The sequence below is a fragment of the Rhodococcus sp. YH1 genome, from assembly GCF_009939605.1.
GTDB lineage: Bacteria > Actinomycetota > Actinomycetes > Mycobacteriales > Mycobacteriaceae > Rhodococcus > Rhodococcus aetherivorans.
Map to the genome: position 1 here is coordinate 12,666 of NZ_WVTE01000262.1, position 17,978 is coordinate 30,643.

The following is a 17,978-nucleotide window of genomic DNA, read 5'->3' on the forward strand; positions in this document are numbered from 1 at the left end:
GCATGACCCAGGCTTCGCTCGAACCGCTCCTGTTCGATCCCTACGACTACGGCTTCCACGAGGACCCGTATCCGATCTACCGGCGCCTGCGCGAGGAGGCGCCGCTCTACCGCAACGACGACCTCGGCTTCTGGGCCCTGTCCCGGCACGCCGACGTCGTCGCGGGCTTCCGCGACCACACCCGGCTCTCCAGCGCGAACGGGGTGTCCCTCGACCCGGCGGCCTACGGCCCCCACGCCCACAAGGTCATGTCGTTCCTCGCGATGGACGACCCCCGCCACATGCGCATGCGCCGGCTCGTCTCCAAGGGCTTCACCCCGCGCCGGGTCGCCGACCTGCGCGGCCGCATCCTCGAGCTGACTCTCCACTACCTCGACACCGCCTTGGACAAGGACGAATTCGACTGGATCGCGGACTTTGCGGGCAAGCTCCCGATGGACGTCATCTCCGAACTGATGGGCGTGCCCGAGGCCGACCGCGCCGAACTGCGCCGGCTGGCGGATCTGGTGGTCCACCGGGAGCGGGGCGTACTCGACGTGCCCGTCGCGGCGATGGAGGCGTCGCTGAACCTCGTCGGCTACTACGCGGACATGCTGGCGCAGCGCCGCGCCCACCGGAGCGAGGACCTCACCTCGGCCCTGCTCGACGCCGAGGTCGACGGAGACCGCCTCGAGGACGACGAGATCATCGGCTTCATGTTCCTGATGGTCGTCGCGGGCAACGAGACCACCACCAAACTGCTCGGCAACGCACTGTACTGGGGCGCGAAGAACAAGACCGAGGTGGCCCGCGTCCTCGGCAACCCGGACGCAGCCCCGGGCTGGGTGGAGGAGACGCTGCGCTACGACACCTCCAGCCAGATCGTCGCGCGCACTGCCGCCACCGACATCGACGTGCACGACAGCACCATCCGCGCGGGCGACAAGGTGCTGCTGCTCATCGGTTCGGCCAACCGCGACGCCGAGGTGTTCGAGGATCCCGACACCTTCCGCATCGGCCGCGACAGCGCGTCCAAGATCGCCAGTTTCGGTGGCGGCGTGCACTTCTGCCTCGGTGCCCACCTTGCGCGCCTCGAGGCGAACATCGCGCTCGAACAGTTCGCCGCGCGCGTCGCCGACTACGACGTCGACTTCGACCGCTGTGAACGCGTCCACTCCACCAACGTCCGAGGCCTCGCGGCCCTGCCCGTAGAGGTGACCCGGCGACATGCCTAGATTCGAACCCAATCCGCCGCGCCGGCCCGCGATCGTCAGCGGCGCCTCCTCCGGCATCGGTACGGCCACCGCCTTCGCGCTCGCCGCCCTCGGTCACCCGGTCGCCCTCGGTGCGCGGCGCGTCGAACAGTGCGAGGCCCTCGCGGAGAAGATCCGCGGCGAGGGCGGCGAGGCCTTCGCGCACTTCCTCGACGTGGCGTCCACCGAATCGGTCGACGAGTTCGTCGCCGCCGCCGAGAAGGCCCTGGGTCCCACCGAGATCGTCCTGTCCGGCGCCGGTGACATGGATTTCCGGCTCGTGCACGAGATGGATCCGGACCGGTTCGAGTTCCAGGTGAACGTCCATCTCGTCGGCACGCAGCGTCTCGCCCATCGCGTGCTGCCGGGGATGATCGAACGGCGCCGCGGCGACTTCGTCGTCATCGGTTCGGACTGCGCCGACGTCGCGCGGCCCCGCATGGGCGCCTACGTCGCCGCCAAGACGGGCCTCGAGGCGCTCGTGCGTCAGATGCGGATGGAACTCGAGGGCACGGGGGTTCGCGCGTCGGTGGTGCGTCCCGGCCCGACACAGACCGGGATGGGACTCGATGCCCCCGCGGAGATCATCGAGCCGCTGATCGCCGACTGGACCAGATGGGGCTTCGCCCGGCACTCCTACTTCCTCCGCGCCTCCGAGATCGCGAACGCCGTCGTCGCCGTCGTCTCGGCCCCGCGCGGAACCCACCTGGTGCTGACCGAAGTGCAGCCGGAAGCGCCTCTGCAGAAGGATTCTCGGGGAAAGGACCCTGAATGACCACGATCACCACCCCCACGCGCGTCTCGGGGGGCGAGCACGAACACGGCCACCTCGAGGAACTGCGCACCGACCCGATCGGCCTGATGCAGCGAGTCCGCGAGGAGTGCGGCGACGTCGGCGCCTTCCAGCTCGCCGACCGCAACGTCGTGCTGCTCTCCGGGGCTCGGGCCAACGAGTTCTTCTTCCGCTCCGCCGATGAGGACCTCGACCAGCAGGCCGCGTACCCGTTCATGAAGCCGGTCTTCGGGGAGGGCGTGGTCTTCGATGCCAGCCCCGAGCGCCGCAAGGAGATGCTGCACAACTCCGCGTTGCGCGGCGAGCAGATGAAGGGCCATGCCGCCACGATCGAACGCGAGGTCCGTGACATCGTCGCCGGGTGGGGTGACGAGGGTGAGATCGACCTGTTGGAGTTCTTCGCGGAGCTGACCATCTACACGTCCTCGGCCTGCCTGATCGGCAAGAAGTTCCGCGACCAGCTCGACAGCCGGTTCGCGAGCCTCTACCACGACCTGGAGAAGGGCACCGACGCCCTCGCCTTCGTCGACCCCTACGCGCCCATCGAGAGCTTCCGTCGCCGCGACGAGGCCCGCCGCGGGCTGGTCGCCCTCGTCGAGGAGATCATGGTCGACCGCATCGCGAACCCGCCCCAGGGCAAGGAGGATCGCGACATGCTCGACGTCCTCGTCTCCATCAAGGACGAGAACGGCAAGGAGCGGTTCAGCGCGGACGAGATCACCGGCATCTTCATCTCGATGATGTTCGCCGGCCACCACACCACGTCGGGGACGGCGGCATGGGCGTTGATCGAGTTGCTGCGCAATCCGGAGTACCTGCGCGGGGTCACCGACGAACTCGACGTCCTCTACGCCGACGGTGAGGGCGTGAGTTTCCATGCGCTGCGGCAGATCCCGATGCTCGAGTCGGTACTCAAGGAGACGCTGCGGTTGCACCCGCCGCTGATCCTGCTGCTGCGCGTCGCGCGCGGCGAGTTCGAGGTCGACGGGTACCGGATCGGCGAGGGCGACCTCGTCGGCGCTACCCCGGCGATCTCCAACCGCATCCCGGAGGACTTCCCCGAGCCCGATGCCTTCGATCCGGGCCGTTACCTCGATCCGCGGCAGGAGGACATCGTCAACCGCTGGACCTGGATCCCGTTCGGGGCCGGCCGGCACCGGTGCGTGGGAGCGGCGTTCGCTCTCATGCAGCTCAAGGCGATCTTCTCGGTCCTGCTGCGCGACTACGAATTCGAGATGGCTCAGCCGGCCGACACCTACCGCAACGACCATTCCAAGATGGTGGTGCAGCTCGCGCAGCCGTGCGCCGTGCGCTATCGCCGTCGCACCCGGATGTAAGGACTCGCGCCGTGAAAGTGGAAGCAGACCTCGATCTGTGCCAGGGCCACGCGATGTGCTCGCTGGAGGCACCGGACGTCTTCGACGTTCCCAAGCACGGCAAGGTCCGGATCCTGATGGACGACATACCCGAAAAACTCTGCGGCGACGTCCGATCCGCCGTACGGTACTGCCCCACCCGAGCCCTCCGCATCGTCGAGGACTGATCCAGAGGAGACAAGTCATGGCACCCTTCGACCGAGCAGAACTCGACGAGATGATCGAGCGCTGGATCGAGGCCAACAAGAAGGCCGAGGCAGCCGGTGACTGGAAGCCCTTGGCCGACATGTACACCCAGGACGCGACCTACGGCTGGAACTACGGTCCCACGGACGACTTCATGGCCGTCGGGCGCGAGGAGATCCGCGAGCTCGCGCTCGGCCAGGAGATGGCCGGCCTGGAGGGCTGGCAGTATCCCTATCAGCGGTTCGTCGTGGACGAGCGGACCGGCGACGTCATCGGCTTCTGGAAACAGGTCGCCGACGCCACCCGCGACGACGGGTCGCACTACGAGGTGCACGGCTTCGGCGGCAGCTGGTTCCGCTACGGCGGGAACTTCCGATGGTCCTGGCAGCGTGACTTCTTCGACTTCGGGAACGTCTCCCACCTCTTCCTGGAGATGATCACGGGCAACGCCCTGTCCGACGGCATGAACAAGCGGATCGAACGGTCGACCTCGACGAAACGTCTTCCCGGCTGGTATCCGGCCGGACAGGCGCCGGTTCCGCTGTGGTGAGCCCGGTGAACGTCCGCGACTCCTTCGCGGCGCTCTCCCGGGCCGACCTCGCCGTCCTCGTCCCCGAACTGCTCCTGTGCGGTCAGCTCATCGACCGCTCCGGGATGGCGCACCTGATCTCGGCGTTCGGACGGGAGGGAATGACCGAGGTCGCCGTCGAGGAGTGGCAGGCGTCGAGCCCGTGGTACACCCGGCGCATGCAGCGGGCCCTGCGGTACGAGGGCGACGGTGTCGAGACGATCTTCAAGGGGCTGCAACTCGACATCGGCGCGCCCCCGCAGTTCATGGACTTCCGGTTCCGCGTCGACGACCACGACCACGGTGAGTTCCGGCTCGACCACTGCGGCGCGCTCATGGACGTCGAACCGATGGGCGACGCGTACGTGAAGGCCATGTGCCACGACATCGAGGACCCCACGTTCGACGCGACCGCCCTTGCCACCAACCCGCACGCCCGCGTGCGGCCGATCCACCGGCCGCCGCGCCGGCCGGCCGGCCGCCATCCGCACTGCGCGTGGACGGTGACGATCGACCCGTCGCACGTTCCGCCGCAGGCCGCGCCCCACACCGAGGCGATCGGGCGTACCGCGGCCGTCGCAGTGGAACTCAGCGCGATCGACCCGGCGGACGAGGGACTCGGCGACTATTCCGGGCCCCTGCTCTCCGACCTGCGGTTCGCGGACTTCTCGCACTCGGCCCTGGTGCGGATCGCGGAGGAGGTGTGCCTGCAGCAGCATCTGCTCACACTGGGTTTTCTCATCGGCGTGCGCAAACGCACGGACGAGGACGCCGCGCTGGCCCTCACCCGCAAGCAGTTGACCGGCATCGCCGGGCTGGCGTCCGAGCGGATACGCGACGCCCTCGGCCTGCCGCGCGACTTCGAGGGACTGGCGACGGTGCTGTCGGTCCACCCCGTGTTCGCGCCGAGGCAGTACGTCCAGCGCGACATCCGGTGGGAGCCGGACAGGCTGCGCCTGCGCCTCGGGCGAGCCGGGGGTGCCGACGCGGACGGGTCGTGGCCGACTCTGGTCGACGGGCACCACCTCGAGCCGCTGCAGGCGCTGGTGCGCGGCGTCGACCCGCACTTCACCGCGCACGTGGTGTCCGAGGACGCACACGCGCTCACCGTCGAGGTGATCCGCCACGCCGAACCCGCGAAGGAATGCGGCGAGGTGGCGATCACCCGCTTCAGCACCGGTGCGAACTTCACGTTCGCCGACCGCGGAATCCCCCTGCCGCTCACCGTCGTCTGAGCGTCCCATCCATTCCCACCCCCACCCCCACGCGCCCCCAGGTGAGCGAATGTATCGTTCTGTCGGCCTGAGAAGGTGAGCGATACATTCGCTCGGGTGGCTGCGTGCAGTCAGGGTGGGCGGCAGTTCCCTTCTCTACCAAGGGATGACGCTGCAGCCCGACGGTGAGCGTTTCGCGCAGAGTGTGTCGTCGCGCATCGACTACGACCTGCTCGCCACCGAACACTTTCCCCGCGTGGCGCGGACGCTGCGCCTGCAGACCATCCCCGACGATCTGCTGAACCACGAGCGCTACCGCTCGTCGAGGCAATTCCTCGACCGGGTCGCCGAGGAGGGCTTCGAGCCACTCCGTGTGCCGATGCCCATCGACTGGGAGTTCGCCCGGCGGGAGCTGGCCGGCGAACTGGCGCCGTCGTACACCAACGGCGACCTGATCTACGGCGTGAACAACGGCGGCAAGTTCTCCGTCGACGTGACGTACCTGGCGGAGGCCGAGGCCACGGGTTACGTCCGCATCGAGACGCTGCACCGGGTCCACGACATCGAGCGCGGACGGGACGGCACGCGGATCGCGCATACGGACCGGATCTCCACGGACTGTGTGGTACTCGAACGCAAGCGCATCGTCGCCGACGCGCTGTTTCTCGGTGCCGGATCACCAGGTACCACAAGGCTTCTCGTCAAGGCGCTCGCGAAGGGTCTGATCCCGGATCTGCCCGACGCCGTGGGAACGGGATGGGGCAACAACGGAGACCGCGTGTTCTCGGTGACGACCACGCTGCTCGGTCCGGGTGCATGGCAGGGCGGTCCCGCGTGCGTCGGCTTCAAGGACCTCGGGAATCCGGCCGGTCCGCTCATGATCGTCACCGGCCCGGTGCCGTTCCCGGCCGACCTGCTTCTGAGCACCCCGAACCGGCCGAATGTCACATGGGTTCGATTCGATTGAACCCATGTGACATTCGGCCACACAACGGGATTCGGGAACGCTCAGTTCTCGGCGGCGGCGACGCCGGCGCGACGGCCGAAGAAGCTGCTGTCCCCGAGCGACGTGCCGCTCGCGTAGCCCCCCGCACACACGCCGGAGGTGCACCGGCCCGCGGCGAACAGGCCCGGGATCGGTTCGCCCGAGACGTGCAGGACCTCCGAGTTCACGGTGGTGCGCAGGCCGCCGAGGGTGAAGCCCGCGGTGCAGTTGCGCAGGTCCAGGGCCGCGACGGGGGTGCCGATCGGCGTGACCCACTCCGGCTTCTTCCCGAGGACGGGATCGGTGCCGGCCACGGCGTGCCGGTTGTACACCTCGACGGTGGCCTGCAGCGTGCCCTCCGGCAGGCCCATGTCGGATTCGAGTTCGGCGACGGTCTCCGCCGCCCACTTCGGCGGGAACCGGAAGTACGGGGTGGAACTCGTCGTCGTGCAACCTTCCTCGTATGCCGCCTCGTCGATGATCAGGTACGCCTGGTTGTCGTTCTCGAGGAGGGTGAGCTGCCCGATGCGTCCCGGGTAGGTGTCCTCGGGAACGTACCGCTGGCCGCGGCCGTTGACGAGGATGCCGCGCGCCATCAGCTGCGGGTCGGCGAAGAACGCCACCTCGGTGGCGTTCATGTGCGCGAGGTCGGCGCCGAGGGCCTGGGCCATCCGGATGGAGCAGCCGTCGTGCTCCTCGATCGCGGCGCCCGGGCGGCCGATCAGCTGCGGGGCGAACGAGGTGACCATGGCCTCGTTGTAGGCGAAGCTGCCGGTGGTGAGCACGACGCCGCGCCGCGCCCGCACGAAGACCTCGTTCCCGTACTTCTTGGCGGCGATCCCGACGACCCGGTCCGTGTCGTCGACGATCAGCCGCTGCGCCCGGATGTCGAAGACGGATGTCACGCCGAGGGATTCTGCCGTCTCGGCGAGCGGCTTCATCAGCATGTACCCGCCGCCCTGCTCACCGGTGCGCTTGTTGCTCATCTGCGGCACATGGCCGCGCGGGGCGGGTGTGGCGATCTCGTTGAACGGCGCGGAGTTCTCGCCCCCCGAGTACATCAGACCGTCGTCACCGGGGATCTCCCATCCGGGCTCGCCCCAGAACGCCGGTTTGAAGACCACTCCGTTGTCGGTGAGCCAGTGGTAGTGCTCGACGCTGCCGTCGCAGTATTCCGAGATCTTGGCCTCGTCGGCGCCGGGGCCGAGAGCGGCGAGCATGAATCTCTTCATGTTCTCCGGGGTGTCCTCGAACCCGAGCTCGCGCTGCAGCGGGGTGCCGCCGCCGAGGTAGACGATTCCCCCGGACAGGGAGGCGGCACCGCCCCAGCCGCCGGTGCGTTCGAGGATCAGCACGTCGGTGCCGGCCCGCGCGGCCTCGATGGCGGCCGAGACGCCGGCGATGCCGTAGCCGGCGACGACGATGTCGGCTTCGTGGTCCCAGGCGGTGACCTCTGCGGCACGGAGCGGGCGGAAGGGAGCTGTGGTCATGGAGGTGTTTCCTTCTCGGTCGTGACCGTCAGCGGGTCGGTTCCAGCGTGGCGGCGAGCTTGTCCAGGTAGGCGAGGATCTCGTCCTCCGAGCGGTCGGGCAGGCCGAACATCACTTCGGTCACGCCGAGGTCGCGCCACTGCTGGAGCTTGGCGGGGTCGGGCCGGCCGGCGAGGACGACGATCTCCGGGGCGCCGGCGCGGCCGGCCTCGGCCCAGGTGGCGCGCAGCCGCTCGACGTTGTCGTCGATGTCGCGTTCGATCGGGGTGGTGATCCAGCCGTCGGCGGAGCGGGCGATCCACGCGAAGGTGCGCTCGCTGCCGCCCGCGCCGATCAGCACCGGTGGGCGGGGCTGCTGGATCGGCTTGGGCCAGGCCCAGCTCGGGCCGAACGAGACGAACTGCCCGTCGTAGGAGGCTTCCTCCTCGTTCCACAGCGCCTGCATCGCCTCGAGGTATTCGCGCAGGGCGGTACGCCGCTTGCCGGGAGGTACGCCGTGGTCGGCGAGTTCCTCGGCGTTCCAGCCGAAGCCCGCGCCGAGGACGACGCGCCCGCCGGAGAGGTGGTCGAGGGTCGCGACGGTCTTGGCCAGCGTGATGGGGTCGTGCTCGAGGGGCAGGGCGACCGAGGTGCCCAGCCTGATGGTCGAGGTGACGGCCGCGGCGAGTCCGAGGGCGACCCACGGGTCGAGGGTGCGGCGGTACCGGTCGTCGGGCAGCGTCGCGTTGCCGGTGCCGGGGTGTGCGGATTCGCGGCGCACGGGGATGTGGGTGTGTTCGGGGACGTAGAACGAGTCGAAGCCGCGTTCCTCGGCCGCTCGGGCGGCCGTCTCGGGCCGGATACCGCGATCGCTGGTGAACAGGGTGATGCCGTGACGCACGGAAGCTGCCTCCCTACTTGTCGGGTCCCCGCAACTGTAACGCGTTCTAGTGGTTGGTGGAACCCGTTCCAGGCACCTGTCCATTTTTTCGGTCAGGTCCCGGCGCCGGCCCGGGGAAGGCGCACTACGCTGGCGGGCAGGCGTACGAAAGGTGAGGACGATGGCGGAGCCGAGTGCAGCATCCCGAACGAAGGCGCGGTCCGCTTCGCTTCTCGGCGCGGACCTGAAGCCGGCCCAACGCGCCCGCTACCTGAGGATCATCGAGGCCGCGAAGGAACTGGCCTCCGAGGGCGGATACGACGCGGTCCAGATGCGTGCCGTCGCCGAACGGTCGGGCGTGGCGCTGGGCACCGTGTACCGCTACTTTCCGTCCAAGAACCACCTGCTGGTGGTGGCGATGGTGCTGCTGTTCGAAGATCTGAGCAACAGGTTCGGCGACACCGACATCCCCGGCGACTCGGCTCACGAACGGATCATGTCGGTGCTGCACGGCTACATCGGCCGGCTCGAGAGCGACCACAACCTCTACGACGCGCTCGTGCGTGCGGCGATGTTCGCGGACGCCTCGTCGTCGGCCGAGCTCGACCGGCTCGGAGCGATCATCACCGGGATGTACGCCCGGGCGGCCGGGGTCGAGGTGGTCAGCGAGCAGCTCCTCAACGCGGTGCACGTGATCGCGGACGTGTGGATGTCGAACCTGGTGAGCTGGGCCGCCGGTCGGGCCACGGCGGATCAGGTGATGGCGCACATGGACAGCGTGGTGCGGCTCGTGTTCGACCGGCTGGAGAAGCTGCAGGCGATCGGCTGACGCGGCCGCTGCGTCCGGGGCGCGCATGCGCGCCCCGGACGCGACGGATCAGGCGGGAACCTCCACGATGCCCACGGTCGGGAGGAAGAAGCACGACGTCTCGCCGTTCTGCACCGTGCCGAACACGGCGGCCAGGACAGTTCCCGAGCCGGTCGCGACCGGTGCCGCGCGGACTCCGCCGAGCGGGACCGCGCCGGCGAAGAAGTTCTGCACCGCGGCGGCGACGAGGGGCTTGGCGAACTCGGGCAGGCCGCCGGGCACGGCGAGGGCTGCGGCCTCGGCGATGGTGCCCATGGGCACGAACCCGCCCTGGAAGGTGTTGACGTTGAACCAGGCGACCTGCATGCCGGTGGTGTTCCCGCTGTCCTTCTCGACGCCCATGGGCACGAAGGCGAACAGGGTTTCGCCGGGATCGACGGCATTGACGGGACCGACCATCGGGATGTTCAGGTTGGGCCACGGGCCGGGAGCCGCGCCGGCGACGGCGGGGGCGATACCGAGCGGCAGGCTGCCGCCCTCGGTGCAGAAGGGCGCGCCGGTGGGGTAGAGGAACGGTTCGATGCCGAGGCCGCGCAGGAACTCCACGGCGTCCTCGTAGGCGGAGAGCGGCGAGTTCTCGGCGACGTCGGTGGCACCGCCGCGGGCGGAGCCGATGGCCTCGGCGGCGGCGAGCGCGAGCGCATCGGCGCCCGGCTGGGCCCGGAGCGTCTCGAGGGCGCCGAGGAGCGGGTCGGGCGCCGGCGCCGCGGCGACTGCGGGGTCCGCGGGGGGTTCGGCGGCCGCGACGGTCGGCAGCGCCAGAGCAGCGGCCACGGTGAGGGAGGCTGCGGCGGTGAGCCGGCGCAGCCTGCGCCGGGTGGTCCTGGTGGTCATGCTTCGCTCCTGTACGTGGTCGGAACCGGAACACCCCCCGCCCCGGAGTCGTGCGACGGCTCCGGGGCGGAGACCCATGGGTCTGGTGTTACTCGTGTGACTCATGGTGTTGGTGGGATCTAGCAGACCACAGGAAGAACAGACCGGCCAGTCCGGCGCGGCGTGGCGTTATTCAAACGAAACGAGTTGTGGCCGGTTCGAGACCGGACATTTCAGTCGTGGTGGGGTTCAACCGGCGTCTGCCCCGAAGTCTCGTCCGGATTCCGGCGCAGATGCAGCAGGCTGACGGTGAGACCGCCCCACACCAGCCCCAGCGCGACGAGCATCATCCCGATCGCAGATCCACTCACAGTCTCTCTCCCGCTTCCGTCGATTCGGTATGCGCCAGCTCGGCGTCGGTCAGGCCCCACGGTGCGAAGGACAATGCCACCGCGATCACGATCACCAGCGCCTGCACGCCCCACCCGAACGTCATGACGAGTGCATCCGGCAGGTCGTTGTAGCCCTCCCGGCTCCGATCCACGATCTCGCTGATCAGCATGTAGCCGAGCACGATGGGGGTGAGGACGCCGGCGAAGACCCGCCAGAGCAGGCCTACCCGGAACGACGACACCGAGTTGAGATGGTCCTGCAGTTCGGGCAGCCGGCGCAGCCCCCACGCGAGCACCACGAGCGTCGCGAAGGCGACCCCGACGATGCCGAACTGGTTGGCGAAGCGGTCGACCACGTCGAGGGTGTTCAGGCCGGTGGTGGTCGGGAACAGCAGCAGCGAGGTGACGCTTGCGACGCCACCGACGATCAGGACCGCCGGCACGCGGGTGAGGCCGGTCTTGTCCTCGACGGCCGACACGCATACCTGGATGATGCTGATCAGCGACGTGAAACCCGCGAAGACGAGCGAGCCGAAGAACAGCAGGCCGAACAGGGAACCGCCCGGCATCTCCGAGACGATCGTCGGGAACGCGATGAACGCCAGCCCGATACCGCCGCTGACCACCTCGTCGACGGCGACGCCCTGCGCCTGTGCCATGAAGCCGAGCGCCGAGAACACGCCGATTCCGGCGAGGATCTCGAAGCTCGAGTTCGAGAAGCCGACGACGAGACCGGAGCCCGTGAGGTTGGTCCGGTGCTTGAGGTACGACGAGTAGGTGACCATGATGCCGAACGCGACGGACAGCGAGAAGAAGATCTGCGCGTAGGCGGAGATCCACACCCCGGTGTCGGTCAGCGCCGACCAGTCCGGCCGGAAGAACGCGTCGAGACCGGTGGCGGCGCCGTCGAGGGTCAGCGCCCGCACCACCATGCCGGCGAACAGCACCAGCAGCAACGGCACGAAGAACCGGTTCGCCGCGCCGATGCCGCGCTGCACGCCCAGACCCAGGATGACGAGCACCACGAGCCAGATCCCGAGCAGCGGCCACGCCACGCCCGGGACGAAGTCGAGGCCGAACGTGGCGTCCGCGTTCATCTGCAGGAAGTCCTGCAGGAAGAAGGTCTCCGCGTCGTCGCCCCATGCCTGCGTGGCCGAGAAGAACGTGTAGCGCAGCGCCCACGCGATGATCACCGCGTAGTACACGCCGATGACGAAGCAGATGCCCACCTGCCACCAGCCGAGGCTCTCGGTCGCGCGCTTGAGGCGGTGGAACGCCAGCGGCGGCGACCCGCGGAACTTGTGACCGATCGCGTAGTCGACGAACAGCAACGGGATGCCCGCGGTCAGCAGGGCCACCAGATACGGCACGATGAACGCACCGCCGCCGTTCTCGTACGCGATGTACGGGAAACGCCAGATGTTGCCCAGCCCGACCGCCGAGCCGATGGCGGCGAGAATGAACACCGACCGGCCGGACCAGACCTCTCTCTTGCGCACCGCTGCGTCCTCTGTCACTGACGTACCTTTCCTCGGTTACAGACTGTCGACGCTAGCGCCCCCGCGGCTGCCTCGCGGCTGATCCGGGAGGGCGGACGCGGTGTGTCGGAGCGGAGCTCAGTCCCGCCACAGTTTGTCGAGTTCCGGACCCGGTTCCTCGTCCGGCGGGGCGCCGCGGTAGCGCAGGGCGAAGATCACCCAGCCGATCGACGCGATCATCAGGAAGCTCACGAGCCGGTATACGACGACGGCGGCCAGGGCCTGCGCGCCGGTCATCCCGCTGGCCGTCAGCGCGGGCACGAGCACGGCGTCCATCACCCCGAGCCCGGCCGGCAGGAGGGGGATTGCGCGGCTGGCGGCGGTACCGGCGGCGTACGCGACGGCGATACCGGCCAGGCTGGGCTTGCCGCCGATCGCGTACGCGGCGAAGGCGAGGCACGCACCGTCGCACAGCCAGTTGAACAACGACCAGCCGAACGCGCGCGCGGCGTGGGTGCGGTCGAGCTGGACCGCCTGGAGCTGCGCCACGATCCGCTTCCAGGCGCGGGCGCCGGCCCGCGCGGGCTTCTTGCGCAGGCGGTTCACGCCGCGCAGCGCGATGATGCCGATCGACTCGAACGCATCCGGCCGGCTTGCCGCGTACTGCACGAGCACCACGAACGCCGCGAATCCGCCGAGGGAGAAGATGAGCGAGAACGGGTTGGTGGTGGCACCGACGAGCAGCGCGCCGACCAGACCGAGCAGCGCCAGGCCCGCGGCCTGCAGCAGACCGGCCATCACCAGCTGCCAGGTGGAGACGACGGGGCTGGCCCCCCACTTGCGCATCTGCCGGTAGGTGAAGGTGGTGGCCACCACGGGTCCGCCGGGCAGGGTCACGCTCATCGAGTTCGCCGCGTACGCCACCGACAGGGACTGGCGCTGCGTCACGGTGACCCCGGCCGCGGACAGCAGGGTGCGCTGTACCCGGGCAAAGCTCGACATCTCGGTCAGCGCGGCCAGGATCGCCGCGCCCACCCACCACCAGCGCAGGTCGCCGAGGCTGCCGACGCTGGTCTTCAGTTCCGGCCAGACGAGAACGACCTCCACGGTGAGGACGACGACGAGCACGAGGCCGAGCAGCCACTTGAGGCGCCGGCGCCGGGTCGGCGACATTCCGCCGTTGCCGTTGCCGTTGCCGTTGCCGTTGCCGTTGCCGTTGCCGTTGCCGTTGTCTCTTCCGTGGCTCGGGGTGTGGTCGTGTTCGCCCACGGACGCGCCCCCGTTCTCACCCGCATCGGTCATGTGGTTGTGGGCCAGTTCGCCAGCGTCTTCCGGTACAGGTCCTCGACCTCCGCGACCCGTGTGCCGAGCTCCTCGAGGGTCCAGTCGCTCACGTCGATGGGATCGAGGACCACCACGTCGACGGTTCCCGGCCGCAGCACCGTGGAGTGCTTCCACAGCACCTCCCCGGCGTTGCGGATCACCACCGGCACGATCGGCACGCCCGCCTGCATCGCGATGTGGAACGCGCCCTTCTTGAACCGGCCGATCTCCGGGGTCAGGGAGCGGGTGCCCTCCGGCGCGATGATCACCGAGGTGCCCTCGCGCAGCGTGTCGACCACAGGACCGAGTGCGGCCTTCGCCTGCTCGGTGTTGGCCCGGTCCACGAACGCCGCACCGACGAAGCGGAGCACCAGCCCGAACAGCGGGTCGCTGGCCATCTCCTTCTTCGTGACCCCCGTGAAGCTGTGCCGCAGCACCCGCGCCATGATCACCGGATCGAGCTGGCTCTGATGGTTGAAGATGAACACCGCGGGGCGATGTGACCAGGCGTTGGCCTCGTTCCGAATGTTCACGTCGATGCCGGCGAGCGCGAGGGGCACCTCGCCGGTGAGGGTGGCGATCGAGTCGAGCGCCACCTTCTTGTTGCGGTTGAGCAGGCCGAGGCCGACGCCCGTCCACACCGAGCCGAACAGTCCGCCGTACGCCGCGAGGGTGCGGATCACCTCCTTGGTGCCCGGCGTTCCGCGCGGCCTGAATCGCAGGATCGGCCAGCCTTGCTCGGCGGCGGTGCGCTCGAGGTTCCGGTCCGGATTGGTCGGCGTCGGATTGCCCATCGTGGCGAGGAAGTCGGCGTCCTCGCCCCCGTTGGAATACGTGTAGCTCTGCTCGCGATCGATGTTGTTCGCCTCCGCGAACGCCACCACGGCCTGCGCTTTACCGCTGCGCCACAACGACTTCCCGTCCACACGGCCCGTGAGCACCCCGTCGCGCACCTCGAGGGGGCTGAACAGGACGTGCTCGACGCCGAGCGCATCCGCCGTCGCCTGGATCTGGTAGCGCGACGCCGAGGACGCGATCACCACCGTGTGCCCCGCCGCCTGATGCGCCCGGATGAGCTGCCACGCCTCGGGATAGATGTGGCCGGCGATCGTGGAGGCGAACAGCCGGCGCCCGATCTCGTACAGCTCCTCCTCGGTGTGCCCGCCCCACGCCTTGAACGCCACCGCGACGAACCGCTCGAAGTCCGCCTCGGTGTCGTGGCCGCGCAGGCCGTTGAGCATGGTTGCGGCGAGTTCGGCGGCGCCGACCTTCCCGGCGAGCAACCGGTCGCGGAAGAAGTGCAGACCGGAGAAGCCGTGGACGATGGTGCCGTCGAAGTCGAAGAATGCCGCGATCTCCGGACCCTTCGGCCCGGTACGCACGCGCTCGAGCGCTTCCTCGAGGATCACCGCTCCGCCTTTCTGTTGGATACGTCGAGAGACTCGGCGAGCCGGACCCGCTCACCCACCGCCAGCAGCTGTGCCGCGAACTCCTCCCGCTTCTGCCGAATCTCCTCGCCCCCACGTTCCAGCAGCCCGCGGTTGGCGGCAAGCTGTAACGCCGTCGTGAACAGTTCCGACGAGACCGATTCGGGTCCGAACAGCCGGCCCTGCAGCAGCATCTGCCGGCCGACCGCGACGCACTCGTCCAGGAACGCCGTGCGGTCGACCTGCAGGGACGGGTCGCGCCGCGCGAGCCGCTCGGCGACGACGAGCTGCGCGTCGAAGAAGGACCGCAGAGCTCGGTGCACCATGAAGAACCCGGTTTCGAGGAGCGCGGCCAGCGCGAGTTCCACGTCCGGCAAGGCGTTGCGCCAGGACGGCATCAGCAGGGCGATCTCGTCGCGCATGTCGGCCTCGAACCGGTCCCGGTCGGGGAAGAAGAACTCGAACTTGAGCAGGTCGCGCGCCGCCTTGGCCTCCTCCCACGCCGCCCGCACCGGGTCGAGGCCCGGATTGGCGTGCGCGTGGAGGATGGCCAGTTCCATCAGGGCACGGTTGACGAACCAGTGCACGCCGCTGTTGCGATAGAACGCCGCGACCAGGTGCTGCCCGGGCTGGATCGCGTAGACCGGCTCGTCCCCGCCGGCGTAGGTGGTGACCACACCGGCATCGCTCAGCGAGGCGAGGACGTTCGCGAGGCCGCCCTCGATGTCGAGGACGCCGAGTTCGCCCTGGGGTATCCCGCGGGCGTCGATGTACCGGCGCACCGGCGCGATCACCGCCCGCACCTCGTCCAGGGTCAGCGCCCGGTCCCGGACGCCGAGCAGAGCGAGGGTGACCAGGCAGTTCACCGTGACCGGGGTGTGGCAGTTGATGCCCACGGCCACCTCGAACGCGACCTTCTGCAGCGCCTTGCGGCTGCGCTCGCTCCCGGGCTCGGCCGGCTCCCCGGACAGCTCGGGGTCACCGCTCGTGGCGAGCTGCGAACGCATCGACAGCGGTTCGCCGAACCGCACGTACACGTTGCCCGCACGGCGCCGCTGATTGCGCGCGTACCGGGCCAGCCAGGCCAGGCCCTCGGGCTTCTTCTGGGCGCCCGTCTGTTCGGCCGCGACGGCCGCGACCTCGGCGAGCCCCTCGTAGGTGATGGACACCGGCACGAGCATCGCGTCCTCGACCCGGCCGCTCCGGATGGCGTTGGCCACATAGTTGAGCAGGCCGTAGCGGGGCGCGCGGAGTTTGCCGGTGCGGGTGCGGCCACCCTCGAAATACCATTCGAGGTTGAACCGCTTGGTCAGCAGATACGCGAAGTACTCCTCGAGCGCCGCCTTGTAGACGGCGTCGTCGCCGAAGCTACGGCGGATGAAGACGGTGCCGGTGCGCCGGGCGATCGGGCCGATCGGCCAGAACGTCAGGTTGGCGCCACCCATGAGGTGGTTCCGCGGAAAATCGTTCCGGGCCAGCACGTCGCCGAGCACGAACGCGTCCGCGTAGGACCGGTGCGACGGCAGGAACACCAGCGGATACCGCCGGTTGACGTCGCGCAGGCTCCGCAGCCCGGACTCGTCGGCGTGCACGGTCCACGCCGCGGAGTGCAGCGGGCGCATCATCTCGGTGAACAGGTCGGTCACCAGCCGGGACTGGACGGCGACGAGTTCCCCGAGGGCGGACGTCGCTCGTACCCGGACCTCCTCGGGCGCGATGTTGTGCTCGGTGCTGATCGCGTCGAGCCGCCGCCGGAACGACGCCGAATCCATGATCTGCTCCGCCACCAGCCTCGGCACCTTGTACCGGTCGCCGATGACGGCACGCTCGGCCCGGTCGAGGCCCACCACCGCGCGGTGCGTCACGAACCGGGCGAACGACTCGGGTGCCGGGTCGCCGTCCTCGGCCAGGTGCCGGGCCCGCAGCTCGCTCAGCCGCGCCGGCTCGGCGAGAACGATCCGATACCGGTCGGGGGACCGCCCGACCAGCCACTTCTGCAGGAGCCGGTTCGGACTGCGCGGGTTGGTCAGCGCCACGACGTCGGAGAACCGGACCCGGCGCTCGCCGTCCCGGGCCTCCGGCAGCCACACCACCCCGACGGGGAGCACGAGGGGATCGTCGTCCCGGTTCACGAGATCGCGCGCGAGCCGGCGCGGGTCGAGTTCCATCTCCTCGACCGGTCTGTCGGCGCGGTACTCCTTCGGCACCCGGTCCGACCGCAGCCAGCTCGCGATCAGCTTGCGCTCGATCGGTGTCGTCGTCTCGGCGACGACCACCGTCGGTTGTCTCCCGGATTCCGAGCCTCGCCCGTTCGTGCTCATGTCACCCCATTCCCGGATAGCCCGAGTGAAACGTACCGCGTCTCCGGCACCGGCTCCGGTGCAACCACACGAGAGACCTTCGGCACTTCTGCCGGCGCGCGATCCGGTCCACCCTGAGGCAAGGTGGGCAGCGTACCGACGTTCGACAAGCCTCATCGGGGAGGAACTCCGTGACCGGCACCGACCGATCCGAACCCGCATACGCGGCGATCCGCGAGACCCACACCTCGGTGGTGTTCTTCGTCGGGGGCCGCGTGCACAAGCTCAAGAAGCCACTCGATCTCGGGTTCCTCGACAACCGGACCCGGCAGGCGCGGGAGCGGGCCTGCCACCGTGAGGTCGAACTCAACCGGCGTCTCGCCCCGGACGTCTACCTCGGCGTCGCCGACGTGCACGGGCCCGACGGGCAGGTGTGCGAGCACCTCGTCGAGATGCGCCGGCTGCCCGACGACCGGCGGCTCGCCGCGCTGGTGCAGCGGGGCGAGCCCGTCGCCGGGGTCGTCACCGCCGTCGCGCGGCAGGTCGCGGCCCTGCACGCCGCGTCGCCGCGCGATCCGGCCATCGATGGGGGCTCCCCGAGAGGAAAGGCAGGCATGAGCGCCGAGGTCGCATCGGACACCCGGATCGAAGCCGGGACCGGCAGCCGCACGCTG

Annotated in this window: 16 protein-coding genes and 1 pseudogene; 9 read left to right on the forward strand and 8 right to left on the reverse strand. The window is 69.4% G+C overall.

What is annotated here, in order from left to right:
* Nucleotides 1–2 precede the first annotated feature (2 nt).
* The 7 genes from AIIKEEIJ_RS26340 to AIIKEEIJ_RS26370 all read left to right on the forward strand — a co-directional run bounded on the left by AIIKEEIJ_RS26340 (nucleotide 3) and on the right by AIIKEEIJ_RS26370 (nucleotide 6,336).
* Nucleotides 3–1,214, forward strand: a complete 1,212-nt coding sequence (locus AIIKEEIJ_RS26340) for a cytochrome P450 (protein WP_006936246.1) — start codon at nucleotides 3–5, stop codon at nucleotides 1,212–1,214.
* Complete coding sequence (locus AIIKEEIJ_RS26345; protein ID WP_006936244.1) at nucleotides 1,207–2,007, forward strand: SDR family oxidoreductase; 801 nt, start codon at nucleotides 1,207–1,209, stop codon at nucleotides 2,005–2,007. Before AIIKEEIJ_RS26340 ends, AIIKEEIJ_RS26345 begins: the two co-directional genes overlap by 8 nt.
* A complete protein-coding gene (locus AIIKEEIJ_RS26350) occupies nucleotides 2,004–3,362 on the forward strand; it encodes a cytochrome P450 (protein ID WP_161996894.1) in 1,359 nt (452 codons plus the stop codon). The genes AIIKEEIJ_RS26345 and AIIKEEIJ_RS26350 overlap by 4 nt, the downstream gene beginning before the upstream one ends.
* An 11-nt stretch (nucleotides 3,363–3,373) precedes the next feature.
* Nucleotides 3,374–3,568 carry a ferredoxin gene (locus tag AIIKEEIJ_RS26355; protein ID WP_006936239.1) on the forward strand — a complete coding sequence of 65 codons (195 nt, stop codon included), beginning with the start codon at nucleotides 3,374–3,376 and terminating at the stop codon, nucleotides 3,566–3,568.
* 17 nt (nucleotides 3,569–3,585) lie between these two features.
* The gene (locus tag AIIKEEIJ_RS26360) at nucleotides 3,586–4,137 is read left to right on the forward strand and encodes a nuclear transport factor 2 family protein (RefSeq protein ID WP_161996895.1); all 552 of its coding nucleotides are present in this window, start codon (nucleotides 3,586–3,588) and stop codon (nucleotides 4,135–4,137) included.
* A 5-nt stretch (nucleotides 4,138–4,142) separates the two neighbouring features.
* Nucleotides 4,143–5,390 (forward strand): hypothetical protein, encoded by a 1,248-nt coding sequence (locus tag AIIKEEIJ_RS26365; RefSeq protein ID WP_373867489.1) that lies wholly within the window; start codon nucleotides 4,143–4,145, stop codon nucleotides 5,388–5,390.
* 145 nt (nucleotides 5,391–5,535) lie between these two features.
* Nucleotides 5,536–6,336, forward strand: a complete 801-nt coding sequence (locus AIIKEEIJ_RS26370) for a hypothetical protein (RefSeq protein WP_238406587.1) — start codon at nucleotides 5,536–5,538, stop codon at nucleotides 6,334–6,336.
* Nucleotides 6,337–6,377: 41 nt separating this feature from the next.
* Here the strand turns inward: AIIKEEIJ_RS26370 and AIIKEEIJ_RS26375 are convergent, their stop codons facing one another.
* On the reverse strand, nucleotides 6,378–7,844 hold the full coding sequence (locus tag AIIKEEIJ_RS26375) for an FAD-binding protein (RefSeq protein ID WP_161996896.1): 1,467 nt from the start codon (nucleotides 7,842–7,844) through the stop codon (nucleotides 6,378–6,380).
* A gap of 28 nt (nucleotides 7,845–7,872) precedes the next feature.
* Nucleotides 7,873–8,724, reverse strand: a complete 852-nt coding sequence (locus AIIKEEIJ_RS26380; RefSeq protein WP_161996897.1) for a TIGR03619 family F420-dependent LLM class oxidoreductase — start codon at nucleotides 8,722–8,724, stop codon at nucleotides 7,873–7,875.
* A 160-nt stretch (nucleotides 8,725–8,884) separates the two neighbouring features.
* Here AIIKEEIJ_RS26380 and AIIKEEIJ_RS26385 point away from each other — a divergent pair, with 160 nt between their 5' ends.
* Nucleotides 8,885–9,532, forward strand: a complete 648-nt coding sequence (locus tag AIIKEEIJ_RS26385; protein ID WP_006936229.1) for a TetR family transcriptional regulator — start codon at nucleotides 8,885–8,887, stop codon at nucleotides 9,530–9,532.
* Between the two features lie 48 nt (nucleotides 9,533–9,580).
* Here AIIKEEIJ_RS26385 and AIIKEEIJ_RS26390 read toward each other — a convergent pair whose 3' ends face one another.
* The 6 genes from AIIKEEIJ_RS26390 to AIIKEEIJ_RS26415 form a co-directional block, all read right to left on the reverse strand.
* Nucleotides 9,581–10,405, reverse strand: a complete 825-nt coding sequence (locus AIIKEEIJ_RS26390) for a hypothetical protein (RefSeq protein ID WP_006946975.1) — start codon at nucleotides 10,403–10,405, stop codon at nucleotides 9,581–9,583.
* Between the two features lie 212 nt (nucleotides 10,406–10,617).
* Nucleotides 10,618–10,755, reverse strand: coding sequence for a methionine/alanine import family NSS transporter small subunit (locus AIIKEEIJ_RS26395; protein ID WP_072634473.1), 138 nt, complete (start codon nucleotides 10,753–10,755; stop codon nucleotides 10,618–10,620).
* Nucleotides 10,752–12,293, reverse strand: a complete 1,542-nt coding sequence (locus tag AIIKEEIJ_RS26400) for a sodium-dependent transporter (protein ID WP_006946971.1) — start codon at nucleotides 12,291–12,293, stop codon at nucleotides 10,752–10,754. Before AIIKEEIJ_RS26400 ends, AIIKEEIJ_RS26395 begins: the two co-directional genes overlap by 4 nt.
* A gap of 99 nt (nucleotides 12,294–12,392) precedes the next feature.
* Nucleotides 12,393–13,556 carry a flippase-like domain-containing protein gene (locus tag AIIKEEIJ_RS26405; protein WP_202917645.1) on the reverse strand — a complete coding sequence of 388 codons (1,164 nt, stop codon included), beginning with the start codon at nucleotides 13,554–13,556 and terminating at the stop codon, nucleotides 12,393–12,395.
* Nucleotides 13,553–14,986 carry an HAD-IB family hydrolase gene (locus AIIKEEIJ_RS34135; protein WP_006946961.1) on the reverse strand — a complete coding sequence of 478 codons (1,434 nt, stop codon included), beginning with the start codon at nucleotides 14,984–14,986 and terminating at the stop codon, nucleotides 13,553–13,555. Before AIIKEEIJ_RS34135 ends, AIIKEEIJ_RS26405 begins: the two co-directional genes overlap by 4 nt.
* A complete protein-coding gene (locus tag AIIKEEIJ_RS26415; protein WP_161996898.1) occupies nucleotides 14,983–17,325 on the reverse strand; it encodes a glycerol-3-phosphate 1-O-acyltransferase in 2,343 nt (780 codons plus the stop codon). Before AIIKEEIJ_RS26415 ends, AIIKEEIJ_RS34135 begins: the two co-directional genes overlap by 4 nt.
* Nucleotides 17,326–17,495: 170 nt before the next feature.
* Here AIIKEEIJ_RS26415 and AIIKEEIJ_RS26420 point away from each other — a divergent pair.
* Nucleotides 17,496–17,978, forward strand: a pseudogene (locus AIIKEEIJ_RS26420) (hypothetical protein); the annotation flags it as partial.

Coding starts and splice junctions, on each gene's coding strand:
- AIIKEEIJ_RS26340 (WP_006936246.1), top strand. CDS start 3: ATGACCCAGGCTTCGCTCGAACCGCTCCTGTTCGATCCCTACGACTAC.
- AIIKEEIJ_RS26345 (WP_006936244.1), top strand. CDS start 1,207: ATGCCTAGATTCGAACCCAATCCGCCGCGCCGGCCCGCGATCGTCAGC.
- AIIKEEIJ_RS26350 (WP_161996894.1), top strand. CDS start 2,004: ATGACCACGATCACCACCCCCACGCGCGTCTCGGGGGGCGAGCACGAA.
- AIIKEEIJ_RS26360 (WP_161996895.1), top strand. CDS start 3,586: ATGGCACCCTTCGACCGAGCAGAACTCGACGAGATGATCGAGCGCTGG.
- AIIKEEIJ_RS26370 (WP_238406587.1), top strand. CDS start 5,536: ATGACGCTGCAGCCCGACGGTGAGCGTTTCGCGCAGAGTGTGTCGTCG.
- AIIKEEIJ_RS26375 (WP_161996896.1), bottom strand. CDS start 7,844: ATGACCACAGCTCCCTTCCGCCCGCTCCGTGCCGCAGAGGTCACCGCC.
- AIIKEEIJ_RS26385 (WP_006936229.1), top strand. CDS start 8,885: ATGGCGGAGCCGAGTGCAGCATCCCGAACGAAGGCGCGGTCCGCTTCG.
- AIIKEEIJ_RS26390 (WP_006946975.1), bottom strand. CDS start 10,405: ATGACCACCAGGACCACCCGGCGCAGGCTGCGCCGGCTCACCGCCGCA.
- AIIKEEIJ_RS26405 (WP_202917645.1), bottom strand. CDS start 13,556: ATGACCGATGCGGGTGAGAACGGGGGCGCGTCCGTGGGCGAACACGAC.
- AIIKEEIJ_RS26415 (WP_161996898.1), bottom strand. CDS start 17,325: ATGAGCACGAACGGGCGAGGCTCGGAATCCGGGAGACAACCGACGGTG.